The following is a 17032-nucleotide window of genomic DNA, read 5'->3' on the forward strand; positions in this document are numbered from 1 at the left end:
GAAGGGGTAATTATTTCCCCATATCCATATCGCCATTCTGTGGCTGTTTTTCTGCCATAGGAACCAATATCCCACTCTGTACTCCCCAATTCCTTGGCAACAAATGCCACCACGGAGTTTGCGTCCTGAAGTTTGGCTTTCGATATTTTTATTTCTTCTTTGTAAAAAATATTTATCCAAGCCCTATGGATACCGCCCAACAAAAACATCACACCTAAGGTAAGCAGATAAGCCATGATGTTTTCTTTAGTGAACTTTTCTCTCCATCGGTTTTTCATGGGTTTCCTTGTTTTCGCAAAATAGCTAGGACGCGCCGGCATGCAGGTTGCAGGGCGGCTGTTTGCCAAAATACCGCCGCAATACCGATTGCCGGGGGTTTGTGGTTATACAAATGGTTTTCAGGCTGCCTGCGGGTGGCATGTGCGTAAATATCGGACGCGAAAAAGCCGCTTTGGAAAGCGGCTTTAAAAACTTGGTGGCCAGAGGCAGGATCGAACTGCCGACACACGGATTTTCAGTCCGTTGCTCTACCAACTGAGCTATCTGGCCTTGCGAAAGACGCGCATTAAACCAAAGAAGGCCGCTCTTGGCAAGGCTTGGGCAGCCTGAAAATTTTATCGGCATGAATTATATCGGATTAAAGTTTCAGGCATCGGCGCAAACAGGCAGCCTGAAAGGCTGGGCGCGGTTTTCAGGCTGCTTGGGCGGGCTACATTTCCTGCGGGTCGATGTCGGCCGACCAGCGGATGCGGCGCTCGCTTTGCGCGTGCAGCGCCTGCACCCACAGCGATACGGCGCGGTGCAGGGCGGGGCGCGACGGGCTTTCGAGAAAGAGCTGCGCGCGCTCGCGGCCGGCCAGACGCGCCATCAGCATCGGTACCGCGCCGAACTGCGACACTTCGGGCGGCAGCTGCGGCGTGATTTGCTGTTTGATGCCGTTGAGCAGGGCGGCGGCTTCGTCAAAACGCGGTGCGTCGGCGCGCAAGGCAGCCTGAAAACCGTAGGGCGGCAGGCCGTAGCGTCGGCGCTCTTCGCTCTCCTGCGCGGCAAAGGCGGCGTAGTCTTGGGCGCGCACGGCGGCAAACAGCGGGTGTTCGGGCAGCTGGGTCTGAATCAGCACCCGCCCGCTGCTGTCGGCGCGGCCGGCGCGGCCGGATACCTGCATCAGCTCGGCAAACAGGCGCTCGCCGCTGCGAAAGTCGGTGCTGAACAGCGAGCCGTCGGCATTGAGTACCAGCACCAGGTTCAGGCGGGAGAAGTCGTGGCCTTTGGCGAGCATCTGGGTGCCGACCAGAATATCGACGCTGCCGGCGGCCACCGCGGCATACAGCGTCTGCCAGTCTTGGCGGCGGGCGGTGGAATCGCGGTCCACCCGTTCGATGCGCGCCTGCGGCAGCAGCAGGCGCAGGTGTTCTTCCACGCGCTGGGTGCCTTGTCCGAGCGCGCTCAAATCCTGATTGCCGCAATCGGGGCAGCGCGGCGGTACCGGCAGCCTGAAATCGCAGTGGTGGCAGCGCAGCTGGCCGGCGCGGCGGTGCAGCACCATTTTCGCCGCGCAGTGCGGGCAGCCGAAGCTGTGGCCGCAGTCGGAACAAAACAGCGCGGGGGCGAAACCGCGGCGGTTCAGGTAAACCAGTGACAGCCCGCCCTGCGCCAGATTGTCGCGCAGCAGGGCAAGGGCTTGCGGCGACAGGCCGTGTTCGAGCTTGAGCTTGCGCACGTCGAGAATTTCCATCTGCGGCGGCCGCGCCTGGCTGCGGGCGCGTTCGGCCAGCGTCAGCAGGCGGTAGCCGCCCTCCTGCGCGTGGCGCCAGCTCTCCAGGCTGGGGGTGGCGCTGCCCAATACCGCAGGGCAGCCGCTCTGCCGCGCGCGCCATACCGCCAGATCGCGGGCGTGGTAGCGCAATTCGTTGTCTTGTTTGAACGAAGCGTCGTGTTCTTCATCGACCACAATCAGCCCCAGATCGGGCAGCGGCGTGAACACCGCCAGCCGCGTGCCGATCAGCAGTTTCGCTTCGCCGGACATTGCCCGCAGATAGTCGCGGCAGCGCTGGCCGGCGGGGGTCTGGCTGTGCAGCACCGCGGTGGGGATGCCGGGAAAACGCCGCGCCACGCGCTCCATCAGCTGCGGCGTGAGATTGATTTCCGGCAGCAGAAACAGCACCTGCCGCCCCGCTGCCAGCGCCTGCGCGGCGGCTTCGAAATAGACTTCGGTTTTGCCGCTGCCGGTGATGCCGTAGAGCAAAAAAGTCTGATAGGTGCCCAGGGCAGCCTGAATGGCTTGGGCGGCTTCGTTTTGGCCGGCGTTTAAGGGATGCGGCGCACTCAGCGGCGCGGCGGCGGCTTCGGCAAAGGTTTCCAGCCAGCCCTGCGCCTGCCATTGCGCCACGAGCTTGGCCGCGTCCGGATGCAGGCTTTTCAGGCTGCCTGCGTCGGCGCCGTGTTCTTCTGCCAATGCCTGCCACAGCGCCAGCTGCCGGCGGGCGCGGGCAGGTGGTGCGGCTTGGGCGCGGCCGGCGGCGCTTAAGCGATGGCGCACCGGCGGTACCGGCAGCGGCTGCGGGCGGCTTTCTTTCAAACCCTGCGGCAGCGCGGCGAATACCGTCTGCCCCAGCGGGTAGTGGTAGTAGCGCGCGGCGAACGACACCAAATCGCGCCAGTTGTCCGGCAGCGTCCAGCCGTCGGCGAGTATTTCGCCCACCGGCAGGATTTTGCCGGCGGCGATGTCGGGCGTGATGCCGCTTTGCCAGACGATGCCCAAGACGGTTTTGCCGCGAAAGGGCACCAGCACGCGGCTGCCGGCGGCAATCGGCTGCGGGTGGCGGTAGGTGAGCAGGCCGATGGGGGTGTTTAGGGCGACGTGGTGGTAAATCATGGCGGGGCGGATGTTCTTTCAGGCTGCCTGCGCGGCGGAGCGTAAAACGGGAAAACGGACGGGATAGGCGGCGGATCGGGGAAAACGTGCAGGCAAGATCAAAATGCCGGCGCCGGGCGCAGAAGCAGCCTGAAAGCGGCAAGGGGGCTTTCAGGCTGCCTGCCGGTCGGCAACGGGCTTAAAAACCGTTTTCCATCATAATCTGGCCGGGGATTTTGTTGCGGTGCATGGCATAGCCCATGCCCAGCAGCGCTTTGAAAGTATCCTGCACCATCTGCGGGTTGCCGCACAGCATAAAGCGGCTGTGCTCTTTACTGAAGGGCAGATCGAACGCGGCGCTGAGACTGCCGTTTTTCAGCGCTTCAGGCAGCCTGAAATGCAGCGCGCCTTCTTCGCTGCCGCGGGTGGTAATCGGCACGAAACGCAGCTTGTGCGCAAACTCGCCCACCAGCGGATGCTCTTTCAGGCTGCCCAAAAATTCGTTGAACACCAACTCCGACGGATAAGACACCGAATGCGCCAGCGCCAGCGTATCGAAGCGCTGCCAGATTTCCGGCTGGTGCAGCATCGACAAAAACGGCGCGATGCCCGAGCCGGTACACAGCATAATCAGGTCGCGGCCGTCGGGAAAACGGCCGGGCAGGAAAAAGCCCTGCGCGGTTTTGTCGAGCAAAATGCTGTCGCCTTCCTGGATTTTGTCCAGCAGCGCCGACATCGGCCCGCCCTCGATCAGCACCACGAAATACTCCAGCGTATCGGCGTATTCGGCAGAAATCACCGAATAAGCGCGCCAGATAAAGCCCTCGCCCTCGTAAAAGCCCAGGCGGGAAAACTGCCCCGCTTCAAAGCGGTAGCTCTCGGGGCGGCTGATGGCAAAAGTCAGATGCTTGGGGCTGTGCCGTTTCACCCACAACACCTTCTCTTCGCTGAATTTCTGGATTTCGCTCATAACACGGCCTTTCGGTTCGCGCGGCGCGGCGCCGCAATTTCTTTACAGACGGGAAACGATGGGCAACAATGCGCGCCCGCAGGCAGCCTGAAAGCCCGTTTGTACGCACTCGCGCGGCGCAGGCAGCCTGAAAACGCCGCGATTATAGCCGCTTTCAGGCTGCCTTGCCGCAGCCCCGCCCCCGCCCCACGTTCCCCCGCCTTATCCGCCATGACCCCAAGCCCCAAGCCCCCCAAACGCAAAATCAGCGGCGTGCTGCTGCTCGACAAGGCCGTCGGCATCAGCAGCAACACCGCCCTACAGCAGGTGCGCCGCCTGTACCGCGCCGAAAAAGCCGGCCACACCGGCGTGCTCGACCCGCTGGCCGGCGGCCTTTTGCCCGTATGTTTCGGCGAAGCCGCCAAGTTCGCCCAATACCTGCTCGATGCCGACAAAGCCTACACCGCCGCGCTCCAACTCGGCACCGCCACCGCCACCGGCGATGCCGAAGGCGAAGTCGTCGCCAGCGGTCGCGCCGACGTTTCCGCCGCCGAATTTCAGGCTGCCTGCACCGCGCTCACCGGCGCCATCCGCCAAGTGCCGCCGATGTTTTCCGCGCTCAAACACGAAGGCCGCCCGCTCTACGAATACGCCCGCAAAGGCATCGTTATCGAGCGCAAGCCGCGCGACATCGTTATCCGCCGCATCGACATCCGCGAATTCGCCCCGCCGCACGCCGTAATCAACGTCTCCTGCAGCAAAGGCACCTACATCCGCACGCTTAGCGAAGACATCGCCAAACACATCGGCACCTACGCCCACCTTACCGCCCTGCGCCGCACCGCCAGCGCCGGTTTTTCGGTGGATGACGCCCACACTTACGACCAGCTCTCAGCACTCACCGAAGCCGAGCGCGACGCACTGCTGCTGCCCTGCGACGCCATGCTCGCCCACCTGCCGCGCCTAAACGCCGATGCCGACACCGTCCGCCGCCTGGCCTGCGGCCAAAGCGCCGCCCTGCCGCCGGACTTCGCTACGAGTTTCCCCGACATTTTCAAGCAGCCTGAAAGCCTGTCAGAGCGCCCGCTGCGCATCTACGCCCCCGACGGCCGCTTCGCCGGCCTCGCCCACTGCGTCTCCGGCAGCCTGAAAGCCCTGCGCATGATGAGCGCGGCGCAGGAAATGTGAAGCGCCAAACGCAAAAAAGCAGCCTGAAACCATGATTTTGGTTTTCAGGCTGCTTTTTCTTGTTCTTGGCAGTCTATGGCAGTCTGAAAACTCTCGCCCGAATCGGGTATTTTTCCGAGCGCAGTCAAAGCAGCGGCCAAACCGGGTGCCGCAATGCTTTCAGGCTGCCTTGTCTGTTGCAAAGCAGCCTGAAAAGTATTTAGCGCGCCGTTTCGCCGCCATCAGATAGCAGCGGCGCGTACATCATCACCGCATGGTTGACCGCCAGCAGGGTTTCTTCGCCGCTTTTTTCGCCCACGCGCACGATGCGGTTGTGGCGGGTGTAGCCGCCCCAGGGCTGCTGGACGATGCGGTGGTCGCGCTCTTCGACGCGGTAGCGCTCGGCCGGTTCGGCGCTGCACAGCAGTTCGCCGTTCAGGTCGGTTTCGTCCAGCCACAGGCGGATACGGAAATGGTGCGGCGTCGGGTTGTACGCCTGCAGGTCGATGTAGTTGTAGGCCAGCGTGGCGCCGGCGCCGAAAGGCACGCTGCGGGCGACGCCAGGGAAGACGTCGTAGCTGTGGCGGTAGCGCTCGGTGATTTCCAGCGGGCTGTGGGCAAACAGCCAAAACAGCAGATTGCCGAGCTGGCACAGCCCGCCGCCGGTGCCGCTGCCGATCTGCCCGTTGGCCAGCACCAGCCCGGGCAGATAGCCTTTGCGCCGCGTCGGCCGGCCGACCAGCCGCCACACCGAAAAGGTCTGTCCCGGCGCGATTACGGTATCGTGCAGATGCCGCAGCGCCAGCGCCAGATTGGCGCGCTTGTTTTCCTGCAAACGCATATCGACGCCCTGCAAGGGGCGCAGCACGGGCGAATGGTGGCGGAACACCAGATGCGGCGTTTCGGGCTGTTTTTGCGGCCGTGCCCAGCTGATACCGCCGAAAAGCCACTGCCAGCGGCGCTTGAAAATAAAATACTCGCGCCCGAGCCACAGGCGCAGCGGGCTGCGGTAAAGGGGTTGGGCGACTTTTGGCTTGTTTGGCATGTTTCTCCTTTGTGTTTATTGCCGGCAAGGCAGCCTGAAAATTCTTGGGCAGTTTCAGGCTGCTTTTTTGTGTTCGGGAATGACGGCGTTTAAGAGTGGGATCGGGCTTGCCAAGCTTTCAGGCTGCCTGTAACGACCGGACGTTTAACGGATGCCCATGCTTTAGCCAAGGCAGCCTGAAAACCGTATCAACGGCTTTTCAGGCTGCTTTGGCTTTCTCTGCCGCATTCTGCCACCAGTCGCCGCTGCCGCTGCTGCGGCTGTCGAACAGCTCGCCGAGCATCGGGGTGAGCAGGGGCAGGCCGCGTTGGCGGGCGAAGGCGCTGCTGCGGCGCACGGGTTCGTCCCAGGCGTGGCGGGCGAGGCTGAACATGCCCCAGTGGATGGGCATCAGGCGGCGGGCGCCGATGTCGAGCGCGGCCTGCACGGTTTGGTGCGGAAACATGTGGTTGTCCGGCCAGCGGCGGTCGTACTGGCCGTTTTCGACAAAGGCAAGATCGAAACCGCCGAAGCGGCGGCCGATTTCGGCGAAGTGGCGGCCGTATGAAGAGTCGCCGCTGAAATAGAACTGCTCGCCGGCGGCAGCCAGCACCCAGCCTGCCCACAGGCTGCGGTTGCGGTCGCCAATGCCGCGCGCGCAGTCGTGGCGGGCGGGGACGGCGGTCAGCGTGAGATGGCCGATGCGGATTTGCTGGTACCAGTCGGCAATGCGGATGCGTTCGGCAGGCACGCCCCAGCGTTTGAGCCACACTTCGACGCCGAGCGGGGCGACAAACAGCGCGCCGCCGGTGGCAAAGCGGCGCACAAAGGCTTCTTCGAGATGGTCGTAATGGCCGTGGCTGATCAGGACGACATCCAAAGGTGGCAGCGCGGCGGCGGGCACCAGCGGCGGCTGGAAGCGGCGGAACATCCAGCGGTAGGGCGAGGCGGCGGCGCCGAAAACGGGGTCGGTTATCAGGTTCAGGCCGCCGATGCGCGCCAGCAGGGTGGAATGGCCGAACCAGATAAAGCGGGCGGTTTCGCCGTTTGCACCGTTTTCAGGCTGCCTAAACGGGGAAAAATCGGGAGCAATAACCGGCAGCGGCTGCGGCGGAAAACGGTCTTTACGGCGGAACATCATCGGCGCCACGGCGGATGCGGCATCGAGCGGGCGCACTACCCGCTGCGGCTCGGGGTTGAAAAAACGGCCGCTGGCGGGGTTGTAGTGGTCGCTGGCGGGATAGGTCGGCCAGCGGCAGCTTTCCCTAATCATGCTGTAATTCCGGGTCGGTCAGCTCGGCCGCCACTTCTTCCATTTCCATAAAGCGCGAGCCTTTGACCAGCACGCTGGCGTTTTCGGGCAGAACGTGGGTGATCACCTGAATCAGCGGGTCTTTGGCGGCGAACCACAGGCCGTCGGCGCCGAAGGTTTCGGCGGCCTCGACGCTGTAATCGCCGACAAAATACGCCGCTTCGATGCCTTTGTCGCGGGCGTAGGCGCCGATTTCGGCGTGCATGGCGCCCGCTTCGTCGTCGCCCAACTCGCCCATGTCGCCCATCACAAACACGCGCGGCGCGGGCAGCGCGGCGAGCACGTCGATGGCGGCTTTCATGCTGTCGGGGTTGGCGTTGTAGCTGTCGTCGATAATCAGGCTGTTGCGGATGCCGGCTTTGCGTTGCAGGCGGCCTTTGATATTGGCAAAACGCGCTAGGCCGGCGGCGATTTCGGGCAGCGGTACGCCGGCCTGCAGCGCCAGTGCGGCGGCGGCGCAGGCGTTGGCGACATTGTGGCGGCCGGGCGCGGGCAGGACGACGCTTGCCGTTTCGCTGCCGCACACCAAATCGAAGGTGCTCTCAAAGGGCTGCAGGACGATGTTTTGCGCGTGGACGTCGCCGCGCTCGATGCCGAAAGTTTGCGTGTTCACGCCCAATTCGGCGCAGGTAGCCTGAAAAATATCGGCGTGGGCGTCTTCCAGCGGCACCAGCGCGGTGCCGTCTGCCGCCAGCCCCTGATAAATCTCGCTTTTGGCGCGGGCGATGTCCGCCGTGCCGTCGAAACCACAGCCGACGTGCGCCCGCTGCGCATTATTGACCAGCGCGGCATCGGGGCGGGCAATGCGGGTCAGCGCCGCCAGCTCGCCGGCGTGGTTCATGCCCATTTCGATCACGGCGTAGCGGTGCGTATCGCGCAGGGCCAGCAGGGTCAGCGGCAGGCCGATGTGGTTGTTGAAATTGCCCGCCGTGGCCAGCACCGCGTCGGCGCCGAAAGCGTGGCGCAGCACAGCGGCGAGCATTTCTTTAACGGTGGTTTTGCCGCTGGAGCCGGTGATGCCGAACACTTGCGGGTTCACTTCGCGCCGCCACGCGGCGGCCAGCGTTTGCAGCGCGGCCAGAGTGTCTGGCACCGCCAGGCAGCCTGAAAGGCCGGTGCAGTCGTCGCGCGATACCAGCGCAAAGGCGCCGCGCGCGAGTACGTCGGCCACAAAATCGTGGCCGTCGCGGTTTTCGCCTGTCAGCGCGACAAACAAATCCCCCGCCTGCACCTGACGGCTGTCGATCAAAACGCGGCCGATGGCGGCATCGCGGGCGGGGGCGGGAAGGTTCAGGGTTTGGGCAACAAATTCGAGATCCAAATTGGGCATGGTAGGGCTTTCGGGTGGTGGGTTCGGGCAAACGGCGCTTTCAGGCTGCCTGCAAAAAGGCGGCATTTTATCTTTTCAGGCTGCCTTTGGGGGTAAAGGCAGCCTGAAAACTATTCGCCGCCGTCGTAGCGGTACACGGTTTCGGTGTCGGCGGCGAGAAAGGCTTGGGGAAACAGGTATTCACCGCGAAAGACGGCGATGTCGAGATACTGCCATTGTGGCTTGAAATCGGCGCCCTGGCGGCGCACGGCGTCGAGAACCAGATGGGTGCAGTAAAACGGGTTTTCGCTGCGGGCGGTGAGCACGAACGAGCGGCCTTGCTGGGCGGCGGCATCGGCGGCGGCGGCGCGGCGCTGCTCGGCGGTGAGAAAGCGCGGGCGCAGCACCAGCACGGCGTCGGCTTTGTCGGGCGCGAGAAACTGGCGCAGCGGTGTGAGCAGCACTTGGTCGGAATGGGCGGGGTCGTCGTCGGTGGTGGCGTGGGCGATGATGACCTGCGGCGCGGTCTGCACCACCATGCCGATGTGCGAATAGCGGCTGCGGCTGAGTCGGCGGATAAGGGCGCTGTCGGCGCCGGTGCCGCCGCGCAGTATCCAGTCGCCGCGTTGCAGCAGCGCGGCGGCGGGCAGTGGAATGGCGGCGCGGTAGGGGAAGAATGATGTGCAGAGAAGAAGCGGCAGCAGAACGCACAGCAGGCGGCGGAATAAACGGGGCATGGGTTTCGGGCTGGAATTTTGGCGGAAACTTGGGCAACGGTATCTTCCAATACCGTCATTCCCGCGCCGGTGGGAATCCGGTTTCGGCTTGGGCGTCGGACGGTTTTTCCAAGCATTAGCGAATACCCGCCGAGATTCCCGCCTGCGCGGGGGTAGCGTAGCGGACTTGCGTAAGCTAATGACATCGGCGGAAGGCTTTCAGGCTGCTTTTGGCGTTGCAGAAACCGGATGTCGGCAAGGCTTAAAGCCGGATTTTCCACGCGCCGTCGCTTTCGATCAGGCGCACGTTTTCGTGGCGGCTGTCGCCTTTTTTGAATTTGACCAGCACTTTGACGGTGGCGCGCTGCTGGCCGTCGTCGCGGGCGGGGGCGGCTTCGGCGGCTTCGGTGGTGATTTCGTCCACGCCGCCATGCTGCTCGGCATAGGCTTTTTTGCGCTCGACGGCGGCTTTCACCTTGCCGCGCAGCATGTCTTCGACGCCGCTTTTCGCTTTGTCGGCCTCGGAAAGGTAAACCATCGACACCACCGCGTCGGCATCGCCGGCATAGCTTTTTTCGACAAAGTTTTTGGCGGCAGACTCGGGGCTGGACGATGCGCCGGAACAGGCGGCCAGCAGTAGGCCGAGCGCGGCGGCGGCAAACAGGCGGGCGGGGGATTTGAGCGTTTTCATCATGGCGGGCTTTCGTTTAGGGGGAGCGCCGATTGTGCAGGATGCCGCCCGCTGCGGCAAGGCTTTTGCGTTTCAGGCTGCTTTGGAGGCAGCCTGAAAGTTTGGTGGGGCAGATTGGTTTCAGGCTGCCTTGTCCATCAAAGGCAGCCTGAAACGTTGGTAAAACCCCGGCTAATAACTGCGCGGCCAGTATGCCGTTTGCTGCGCGCGTTCTGCGAAAAACTGCGCCAGCGTGTCGTACTGCATGGCGGCGCTGTCGCTTTGGTTGCACAGGTGGCGGCAGGCGTCGCTTGCGGGCAGGGCTTGCAGATACCAGCCGATGTGCTTGCGGGCGATGCGGGTGCCGGCGGTTTCGCCGTAAAACTCGTGGATGGCGCGGATGTGTTCGAGCGCGGTGGCGGCGGCAGCCTGAAAGGCTTGCGGCGGCGGCAGACTGCCGTGGGTAAGGTAGTGGCGGATGTCGGCAAACAGCCAGGGCTGCCCCTGCGCGGCGCGGCCGACCATCACGCCGTCGGCGCCGGTTTGGGCGAGTACTGCGGCGGCTTTCTGCGGGCTGGTGATGTCACCGTTCACCCACAAAGGCAGGCTGGTGCGGCGTTTGACTTCGGCAATCAGCGCGTATTCGGCTTGCCCGCGGTACATCTGGCTGCGGGTGCGCCCGTGCACCGCCAGCGCGGCGATGCCGGCCTGCTCGGCCATTTGCGCGATGCGGGGCAGGTTTTTGTGGTTTTCGTCCCAGCCTAAGCGGGTTTTTAGGGTAACGGGCACATCAACGGCGGCAACAACGGCTTTGAGGATAGCTTCGACCAGCGGTTCGTTTTGCAGCAGGGCGCTGCCGGCGAGCACATTGCAGACTTTTTTTGCCGGACAGCCCATATTGATGTCGATAAGTTGCGCGCCCTGCTCGACGTTGTAGCGGGCGGCGGCGGCCATTTCTTCGGGGCGGCTGCCGGCAATCTGCACGGCAATCACGCCTTCTTCGCCGCTGCGGTCGCTGCGGTGCAGGGTTTTTCTGGTGTGGCGCAGCGAGGCGTCGCTGCTGATCATTTCGCCCACCGTCCAGTCGGCGCCGAAGCGGCGGGCGAGGCGGCGGAAGGGTTTGTCGGTGATGCCGGCCATCGGCGCAAGGGCAATGGCGGGAGCGGGCAGGGTGTAGTGGGCGATGTGCATGTTGATAAGGCAAAGGCAGCCTGAAAAGTGGATTTTGGCTTTTCAGGCTGCCTGAAAGATGAAATCGGGGCGGATGATAAACGATGCGGCCGTGCAGACCCAAATGCGGCGGGGTTTTAGCTTCGCAACTCCGCTTCGCTCCGCAGGCTGCCTGAAACAACCGAAAAAGGCAGCCTGAAAACCTTGAAACGGGCTTTTCAGGCTGCCTGGTTGCGGCACAGGGCTTACAGGCCGGAGAGCAGGGCGGTGTCTTGCGCGATCATCAGCTCTTCGTTGGTGGGGATGACCACGGCAACAGCCGGGCTGTCGGCGGTGGTGATCACGCCGGCTTTGCCGAAGCGGGCGGCCAGGTTGGCGTTGTTATCCAGCTTCAGACCGAGGAATTCGCAGTAACCCAGCACTTTGGCGCGGACGACGTCGGAGTTTTCGCCGATGCCGCCGGTAAAGGCCAGCACGTCCAAACCGCCGGCGGCTACGGCCATCGAGGCAACGTATTTGGCCAGGCGGTAGGTGAAGATTTCCAGCGCGAGCTTGGCGCCTTCGTGGCCTTTGGCGGCTTCTTCTTCGATGGTACGGCAGTCGTTGGAGAGTTCGGAAATGCCCAAGAGGCCGCTTTGCTTGTTCAGCACGTCGGTGATTTCTTTGATGCCCATGCCGGTGTTGTCGGCAAGGAACTGGTAAACGCTGGCGTCGATGTCGCCGCTGCGGGTGCCCATTACCAGGCCTTCGAGCGGGGTCAAACCCATGCTGGTGTCTTGCGACTGGCCGTTTTTAATGGCGGCGATGGAAGCGCCGTTGCCCAAGTGGGCGATTACCAGGCGCAGGCTTTTGAGGTCTTTGCCGAGGAAGCGCGCGGTTTCGTCGGCCACGAAGCGGTAGCTGGTGCCGTGGAAGCCGTAACGGCGCAGGTGCAGCTCGCGGTAGTATTTGCGCGGGATGGCGTAGGTGTAGGCATGCTCGGGCATGGTTTGGTGGTAGGCGGTGTCGAACACGGCGACATTGGGCAGGCCTTTGAAGATTTCCTGCGCGGCGCGGATGCCCAGCAGGTTGGCGGGGTTGTGCAGCGGTGCCAGCGGGATGCAGCGCTCGATGGCGTCGATGACTTTGCCGTCGATCAGCACTGATTCGCTGTACTCTTCGCCGGCGCTGACCACGCGGTGGCCGATGGCGCCGATGCGGCTGTCGAGCCCGTGTTTTTTCAATTCCTGCAAGAGCGCGCCGACGGCGCCGGTGTGGTTGGGCGCGTCGCTCAATTCCACGCGCTCTTTGTTGCCGTTGATTTTAAAGGTGATGTAGGCATCGGGCAGATTGAGCTTTTCGGCCAAGCAGCTCAAAAGCACGTCGCCGTTGTCTTTGTTGACGACCGCGCCTTTGAGCGAGGAGCTGCCGCAGTTCAATACTAAAATCAGTTTGTCGGACATTTCGTTTTCCTTTGAGGTTGGATGTTGGACTTCTTCAGGCAGGCAGCCTGAAAGCGCGGCATTTTAACAAATAATCCCGCCGATTCAGGGAAAAATATTCGGCGGGGGCGGCTGCCGGATTTTCAGGCTGCTCGTATCGGCAGCCTGAAAGGAGTCGCGGCGTTTTCAGGCTGCCTTGCGCCGGCGCAGCAGATTGGCGGCGGGCAGCACCAGGGCGCAGACGGCGCTGCCGATTGCCAGCCCGGCCAGCAAATCGCCGAGCATGCCGGCGGCGCCGCCGTCCAGCCCCAGCGCCTGCAGCAGATGGTGCAGCGCCGGAATGTTGTGGACGAAGATGCCACCTCCCACAGTAAACATCGCCAGCGTGCCGACCACGCCCAACAGGCGCATAAACCACGGCATCAGCAGCAAAATGGCGCGGCCGAGCAGGGGCAGCAGGCGGCCGCCGCGGCGCAGCAGCGCGGCACCGAAATCGTCGGCCTTCACCACCGCCGCCACCAGCCCGTACACGCCGGCGGTAATGGCGATTCCCACGGCGCAAAGGGCGAGGATTTTAACGGTGGTCGATGCTTCCTGCAGGCTGCCCAGCGCGATGATGACGATTTCGGCGGACAGGATAAAGTCGGTGCGGATGGCGCCGCGGATTTTGCTTTTCTCGTCGCCGGCGATGTGGTCGGGTACGGTGTCCGGCGTTTCGTCGTGGCGGTGGAACAGGCGGTGCAGCAGTTTTTCCGCGCCTTCAAAGCACAAATAAGCGCCGCCGGCCATTAAGAGCGGCAGCACCAGATAGGGCGCGTACACCGACAGCAAAAGCGCCAGCGGCACCAGTATCGCCTTGTTCAGCAGCGAGCCTTTGGCCACCGCCCACACAATCGGCAGCTCGCGCTCGGCGCGCACGCCGGTAATCTGGTTGGCGTTCAGCGCCAGATCGTCGCCGACCACACCGGCGGTTTTTTTGGCGGCCACTTTGGTCATCAGCGATACGTCGTCAAGCACCGAAGCGATATCGTCGAGCAGGGTAAACAGCGAGGAAAAAGCCATTTGCGTTCCTTGAAAAAGGGGAGGGGAAAAGGGTTTTGCCGGCAATTATAATGGATGGCGCCGCCAAAGCGGCAGGCAGCCTGAAAGTAAGTCCCCTTGTCTTGCCCGCCGCCGCGCGGGCGGCTACACTGCGCCGAACGCAAACAGCCTTTCAGGCAGCCTGAAACCACCCAAGGAGCAGACATGCAGATCGAACAGGTATTGGCAGTATTGAAAAACGTGCAGAACCACATCTGTGCCGAATTGGAAGCCGAAGAAAACGGCGCGCGTTTCGTGCCCGACGCCTGGAGCAGCGCGCTGGGCGGCGGCGAGAGCCGCGTGCTGAAAAACGGCGCGGTATTCGAGCAGGCCGGCGTGAATTTTTCCCACGTTAAAGGGCAGGCGCTGCCCGCCGCCGCCACCGAGCGCCGCCCCGAATTGGCCGGCGCCCCCTTTGAAGCTGCCGGCGTATCGCTGGTAATCCACCCGCGCAATCCCTATGTGCCCACTAGCCACGCCAACGTGCGCTTTTTCACCGCCCGCCCCGCCGGCCGCGAGCCGGTGTGGTGGTTCGGCGGCGGCTTCGATCTGACGCCGTTTTACCCCTTTGATGAAGACATCCTGCACTGGCACCGCACCGCCCAAGCCGTCTGCCAGCCCTACGGCGAGGGCGTTTATGCCGAGTTCAAACACTGGTGCGACGAATATTTCTATCTCAAGCACCGCGGCGAAACCCGCGGCGTCGGCGGCCTGTTTTTCGACGATCTCAACCGCTGGGATTTCGAGCGCAGCCTGAATTTTCTCAACGAAGTCGGCCACGCCTACGCCGCCGCCTACCGCCCCATCGTCGCGCGGCGCAAAAACACCGCCTACGGCGAGCGCGAGCGCCAGTTCCAGCTTTACCGCCGCGGCCGCTATGTGGAATTCAATCTGGTGTGGGACAGGGGCACGCTCTTCGGCCTGCAGAGCGGCGGCCGCACCGAAAGCATTTTGATGTCGATGCCGCCTTTGGTGCGCTTCGAGTACCAATACCGCCCCGAAGCCGGCAGCCCCGAGGAAAAACTCAACGCCTACCTGCAAGCGCGCGACTGGCTGGGTTTGGAGCGGGGATGACGGGGGTGTTCCAGAAAAAACAAAGCAGCCTGAAACGGTTTGGCCGCTTAAGGGGGTGGGTGATGGGAGCAGATTCAGATGATTCTGTACGGCGCATTTAAAGTCTTGTTGATTGCCTATTTCGCAACCTTTGCCCTGTATCATTTTTATGCCGCCAAGATTAAGCACCGGGTTGATCCGCGCGTCAGGTTCAGCAAGGTGGCGGTGTGGAATAAGGTGGACGAACTCAGGCGCGAAGGCGTCCGCGAAGCGAAAACCGCCTATTTTTTCTGGGTGCTGGCCAATATCCTGCTGGCGGTGATGTTTGGTATTTTCTGTTTGAATATCGGCAGGCGTTAGGCCGGATTTTTGCATCCGGCCTGAGATGTGGTTGATGGCAAAGCAGCCTGAAAAACCGGATTTGCGGTTTTCAGGCTGCTTTTTGGATGGATGGTTTGTGGAGAGTAGCGGACGGTTTTTTTCAGGCTGCTTGGGATTTCTCTCGCAACGGCTTTGCTGTTTGGTCTGACTATGCTGCCCGCTCTACCTTTGCGCTTCATCGCCGCGCGACTTCCCTCACGCCGCACGGTTTTTCCGGCGCGTACGAACTCGCCTTGCTTGGGGCAAGGCTCAAACAGGGCGCACGCTTGAATCCGGAAAAACCGCGCTCTGTTCGGCTGCGCCAGGGGTAGGGCGGTAGTGGCAAACCTTGCTGCAAGGCAGCCTGAAAACTGAATTTATGGTTTCAGGCTGCTTTTTGATGGGCGGTTTGGATCAGGTAAACGGGGTAGCGGGCGTAGGGTGCACACCGTGCACCACAACAACGAATCAAACCCCCTGCCTGATCGACAAGCTACCAAGCAAAAGCAGCCTGCGAAGCTAAAACTTTTCAGGCTGCTTTCGTTCTTTGACTGGCGCAAACGCTTTACCGGCGGCGTTCCATAACGGCGGCGAAAAAGCCGTCGGTGCCGTGGCGGCCGGTGTCCAGCTCCAAAAAGCGGCCGGTGTCGAGCGGGATTTTTTGGGCGCGCAGGATGTCGGCAGCATCGAGTTCGGCAAAATCGGGGTGGGCGGCGAGAAAGGCGGCGGCTTGGGCGGCGTTTTCGGCGGGCAGCACGCTGCAGGTGGCATATACCAGCCGGCCGCCGGGGCGTACCAGCTGTGCGGCGGCGGCGAGCACCGACTGCTGCAGGCGGACGAGTTCGGCCACGCTGTCGGGGTTGTGGCGGTATTTGAGGTCGGGCTGGCGGCGCAGGGTGCCCATGCCGGAGCAGGGGGCATCGACCAGCACGCGGTCGGCTTTGCCGGCCAGGCGCTGCAGTCGGGCGTCGTGTTCGTGGGCGATGCGCTCGACGCGGACGTTGGTGAGGCCGGCGCGCTCGAGCCGCGGTTTGATGTTGGCGAGGCGTTTTTCGGCGGTGTCAAAGGCGTAGATGCGGCCGCTGCCGGCCATTTGGGCGCCGATGGCGAGGGTTTTGCCGCCGGCGCCGGCGCAGAAATCGACTACGGTTTCGCCGCGGCGGGCGCCGAGCAGCAGCGCCAGCAGCTGGCTGCCTTCGTCTTGGACTTCGAGCGCGCCGCCGGCAAACAGCGGATGGCCGGCCAGCGACGGTTTGCCGCCGATGCGGATGCCGTACGGCGCGTAGGGCGTGGCGGCGGTGCCGGCAAACTCGGCCTGCAGTTGCGGTAGGATTTTGCTGCGCCGCGCTTTAAGGGTGTTGACGCGCAAATCGAGCGGTGCGCTTTGGGCGCTGCTGCGGCCGAAAGCCAGTATGCGCGCGTCGTCCCAGCCGCCTGCGCGCAGGGTGTCGGTCAGCCATTGCGGCAGCTCGGATGCGGTGTTCAGGCAGCCTGAAAAATCGGTTTGGGCGGCGCGGGTGAGTAGTTCGCGCTCGGTTTCGTCGGCCAGCGCGGCGGCATCTTCGCCGCCAAAATGCAGCGCCAGCAGGGCAGCGGCGCGGGTTTGGCGGGGGGCATCGGGCAGCAGGGTGAGGATTTTCTGGTAATGGCGCAACGCGGCGAAAACGGTTTCGGCAATGCGGTGCCGGTCTTGGCGGCCGAGTTTGGGATGGCGGCGCCAATAGGCGGCCAGCAGGGCATCGGCCGGGCGCTCGAAAGCAAGCACTTCGGCAAGGACGGCGGCGGTATGGGCAAGGCGGGCGGGTGTCATAAGGGAAACAGGCGCGGCGGGCAAAGGGCGGCATTGTAGCCGATTCGGAGGCGGGCGCACGTTTTTCAGGCAGCCTGAAAGCGCTTTTCAGGCTGCCTGCGGCGGCAAATATGCGCGCGGCTGCCTGATGGCGGCAA

General features: G+C 63.1%; 15 protein-coding genes and 1 tRNA gene. 3 read left to right on the top strand and 13 right to left on the bottom strand.

Features of this window, described 5'->3' with window-relative positions; all coding sequences use genetic code 11:
* The 4 genes from MB824_RS05370 to MB824_RS05385 all read right to left on the bottom strand — a co-directional run.
* Positions 1-278, bottom strand: a 278-nt coding sequence (locus tag MB824_RS05370; protein ID WP_238746576.1) for a hypothetical protein, incomplete at its 3' end; no start/stop codon positions are given.
* 195 nt (positions 279-473) lie between these two features.
* A tRNA-Phe gene (locus MB824_RS05375) sits at positions 474-549 on the bottom strand.
* A gap of 160 nt (positions 550-709) precedes the next feature.
* On the bottom strand, positions 710-2875 hold the full coding sequence (locus MB824_RS05380) for a primosomal protein N' (protein WP_238746578.1): 2166 nt from the start codon (positions 2873-2875) through the stop codon (positions 710-712).
* A 178-nt stretch (positions 2876-3053) separates the two neighbouring features.
* On the bottom strand, positions 3054-3824 hold the full coding sequence (locus tag MB824_RS05385; protein ID WP_238746580.1) for a ferredoxin--NADP reductase: 771 nt from the start codon (positions 3822-3824) through the stop codon (positions 3054-3056).
* Positions 3825-4034: 210 nt separating this feature from the next.
* Here MB824_RS05385 and truB point away from each other — a divergent pair, with 210 nt between their 5' ends.
* Complete coding sequence (gene truB, locus MB824_RS05390; protein WP_238746627.1) at positions 4035-4991, top strand: tRNA pseudouridine(55) synthase TruB; 957 nt, start codon at positions 4035-4037, stop codon at positions 4989-4991.
* A gap of 199 nt (positions 4992-5190) precedes the next feature.
* Here the strand turns inward: truB and MB824_RS05395 are convergent, their stop codons facing one another.
* The 8 genes from MB824_RS05395 to MB824_RS05430 all read right to left on the bottom strand — a co-directional run bounded on the left by MB824_RS05395 (position 5191) and on the right by MB824_RS05430 (position 13654).
* Positions 5191-6015, bottom strand: coding sequence for a VanW family protein (locus MB824_RS05395; RefSeq protein ID WP_238746582.1), 825 nt, complete (start codon positions 6013-6015; stop codon positions 5191-5193).
* A gap of 199 nt (positions 6016-6214) precedes the next feature.
* Positions 6215-7267: an MBL fold metallo-hydrolase gene (locus MB824_RS05400; RefSeq protein ID WP_238746583.1), complete on the bottom strand. Its 1053-nt coding sequence runs from the start codon at positions 7265-7267 to the stop codon at positions 6215-6217.
* Positions 7260-8636 (bottom strand): UDP-N-acetylmuramoyl-tripeptide--D-alanyl-D-alanine ligase, encoded by a 1377-nt coding sequence (locus MB824_RS05405; protein WP_238746584.1) that lies wholly within the window; start codon positions 8634-8636, stop codon positions 7260-7262. The genes MB824_RS05400 and MB824_RS05405 overlap by 8 nt, the downstream gene beginning before the upstream one ends.
* Before the next feature lie 110 nt (positions 8637-8746).
* Positions 8747-9352 (bottom strand): YiiX/YebB-like N1pC/P60 family cysteine hydrolase, encoded by a 606-nt coding sequence (locus MB824_RS05410; protein WP_238746585.1) that lies wholly within the window; start codon positions 9350-9352, stop codon positions 8747-8749.
* A gap of 241 nt (positions 9353-9593) precedes the next feature.
* Positions 9594-10025: a DUF4878 domain-containing protein gene (locus MB824_RS05415; protein ID WP_238746586.1), complete on the bottom strand. Its 432-nt coding sequence runs from the start codon at positions 10023-10025 to the stop codon at positions 9594-9596.
* A 168-nt stretch (positions 10026-10193) separates the two neighbouring features.
* Positions 10194-11192 (bottom strand): tRNA dihydrouridine synthase DusB, encoded by a 999-nt coding sequence (gene dusB, locus MB824_RS05420; RefSeq protein WP_238746587.1) that lies wholly within the window; start codon positions 11190-11192, stop codon positions 10194-10196.
* A 224-nt stretch (positions 11193-11416) separates the two neighbouring features.
* On the bottom strand, positions 11417-12613 hold the full coding sequence (locus MB824_RS05425; protein ID WP_238746588.1) for an acetate kinase: 1197 nt from the start codon (positions 12611-12613) through the stop codon (positions 11417-11419).
* Positions 12614-12778: 165 nt separating this feature from the next.
* On the bottom strand, positions 12779-13654 hold the full coding sequence (locus MB824_RS05430; protein WP_238746589.1) for a DUF808 domain-containing protein: 876 nt from the start codon (positions 13652-13654) through the stop codon (positions 12779-12781).
* A 183-nt stretch (positions 13655-13837) separates the two neighbouring features.
* Here MB824_RS05430 and hemF point away from each other — a divergent pair, with 183 nt between their 5' ends.
* Both hemF and MB824_RS05440 read left to right on the top strand, forming a co-directional pair.
* Positions 13838-14746, top strand: a complete 909-nt coding sequence (gene hemF / locus MB824_RS05435) for an oxygen-dependent coproporphyrinogen oxidase (protein WP_238746591.1) — start codon at positions 13838-13840, stop codon at positions 14744-14746.
* A 78-nt stretch (positions 14747-14824) separates the two neighbouring features.
* Entirely contained in the window at positions 14825-15085 is a 261-nt protein-coding gene (locus MB824_RS05440) for a hypothetical protein (RefSeq protein WP_238746593.1), read from the top strand.
* 565 nt (positions 15086-15650) lie between these two features.
* Here the strand turns inward: MB824_RS05440 and MB824_RS05445 are convergent.
* Positions 15651-16895, bottom strand: a complete 1245-nt coding sequence (locus tag MB824_RS05445) for an RsmB/NOP family class I SAM-dependent RNA methyltransferase (RefSeq protein WP_238746595.1) — start codon at positions 16893-16895, stop codon at positions 15651-15653.
* Between the last annotated feature and the right edge of the window lie 137 nt (positions 16896-17032).

This window comes from Kingella pumchi (assembly GCF_022288825.1).
Lineage (GTDB): Bacteria > Pseudomonadota > Gammaproteobacteria > Burkholderiales > Neisseriaceae > Kingella_D > Kingella_D pumchi.

Bases quoted from the DNA above. Each gene is read 5' to 3' on its own strand.
- MB824_RS05380 (WP_238746578.1), bottom strand. From the start codon at position 2,875: ATGATTTACCACCACGTCGCCCTAAACACCCCCATCGGCCTGCTCACC.
- MB824_RS05385 (WP_238746580.1), bottom strand. From the start codon at position 3,824: ATGAGCGAAATCCAGAAATTCAGCGAAGAGAAGGTGTTGTGGGTGAAA.
- truB (WP_238746627.1), top strand. From the start codon at position 4,035: ATGACCCCAAGCCCCAAGCCCCCCAAACGCAAAATCAGCGGCGTGCTG.
- MB824_RS05395 (WP_238746582.1), bottom strand. From the start codon at position 6,015: ATGCCAAACAAGCCAAAAGTCGCCCAACCCCTTTACCGCAGCCCGCTG.
- MB824_RS05400 (WP_238746583.1), bottom strand. From the start codon at position 7,267: ATGATTAGGGAAAGCTGCCGCTGGCCGACCTATCCCGCCAGCGACCAC.
- MB824_RS05405 (WP_238746584.1), bottom strand. From the start codon at position 8,636: ATGCCCAATTTGGATCTCGAATTTGTTGCCCAAACCCTGAACCTTCCC.
- MB824_RS05410 (WP_238746585.1), bottom strand. From the start codon at position 9,352: ATGCCCCGTTTATTCCGCCGCCTGCTGTGCGTTCTGCTGCCGCTTCTT.
- MB824_RS05415 (WP_238746586.1), bottom strand. From the start codon at position 10,025: ATGATGAAAACGCTCAAATCCCCCGCCCGCCTGTTTGCCGCCGCCGCG.
- dusB (WP_238746587.1), bottom strand. From the start codon at position 11,192: ATGCACATCGCCCACTACACCCTGCCCGCTCCCGCCATTGCCCTTGCG.
- MB824_RS05425 (WP_238746588.1), bottom strand. From the start codon at position 12,613: ATGTCCGACAAACTGATTTTAGTATTGAACTGCGGCAGCTCCTCGCTC.
- MB824_RS05430 (WP_238746589.1), bottom strand. From the start codon at position 13,654: ATGGCTTTTTCCTCGCTGTTTACCCTGCTCGACGATATCGCTTCGGTG.
- hemF (WP_238746591.1), top strand. From the start codon at position 13,838: ATGCAGATCGAACAGGTATTGGCAGTATTGAAAAACGTGCAGAACCAC.
- MB824_RS05440 (WP_238746593.1), top strand. From the start codon at position 14,825: ATGATTCTGTACGGCGCATTTAAAGTCTTGTTGATTGCCTATTTCGCA.
- MB824_RS05445 (WP_238746595.1), bottom strand. From the start codon at position 16,895: ATGACACCCGCCCGCCTTGCCCATACCGCCGCCGTCCTTGCCGAAGTG.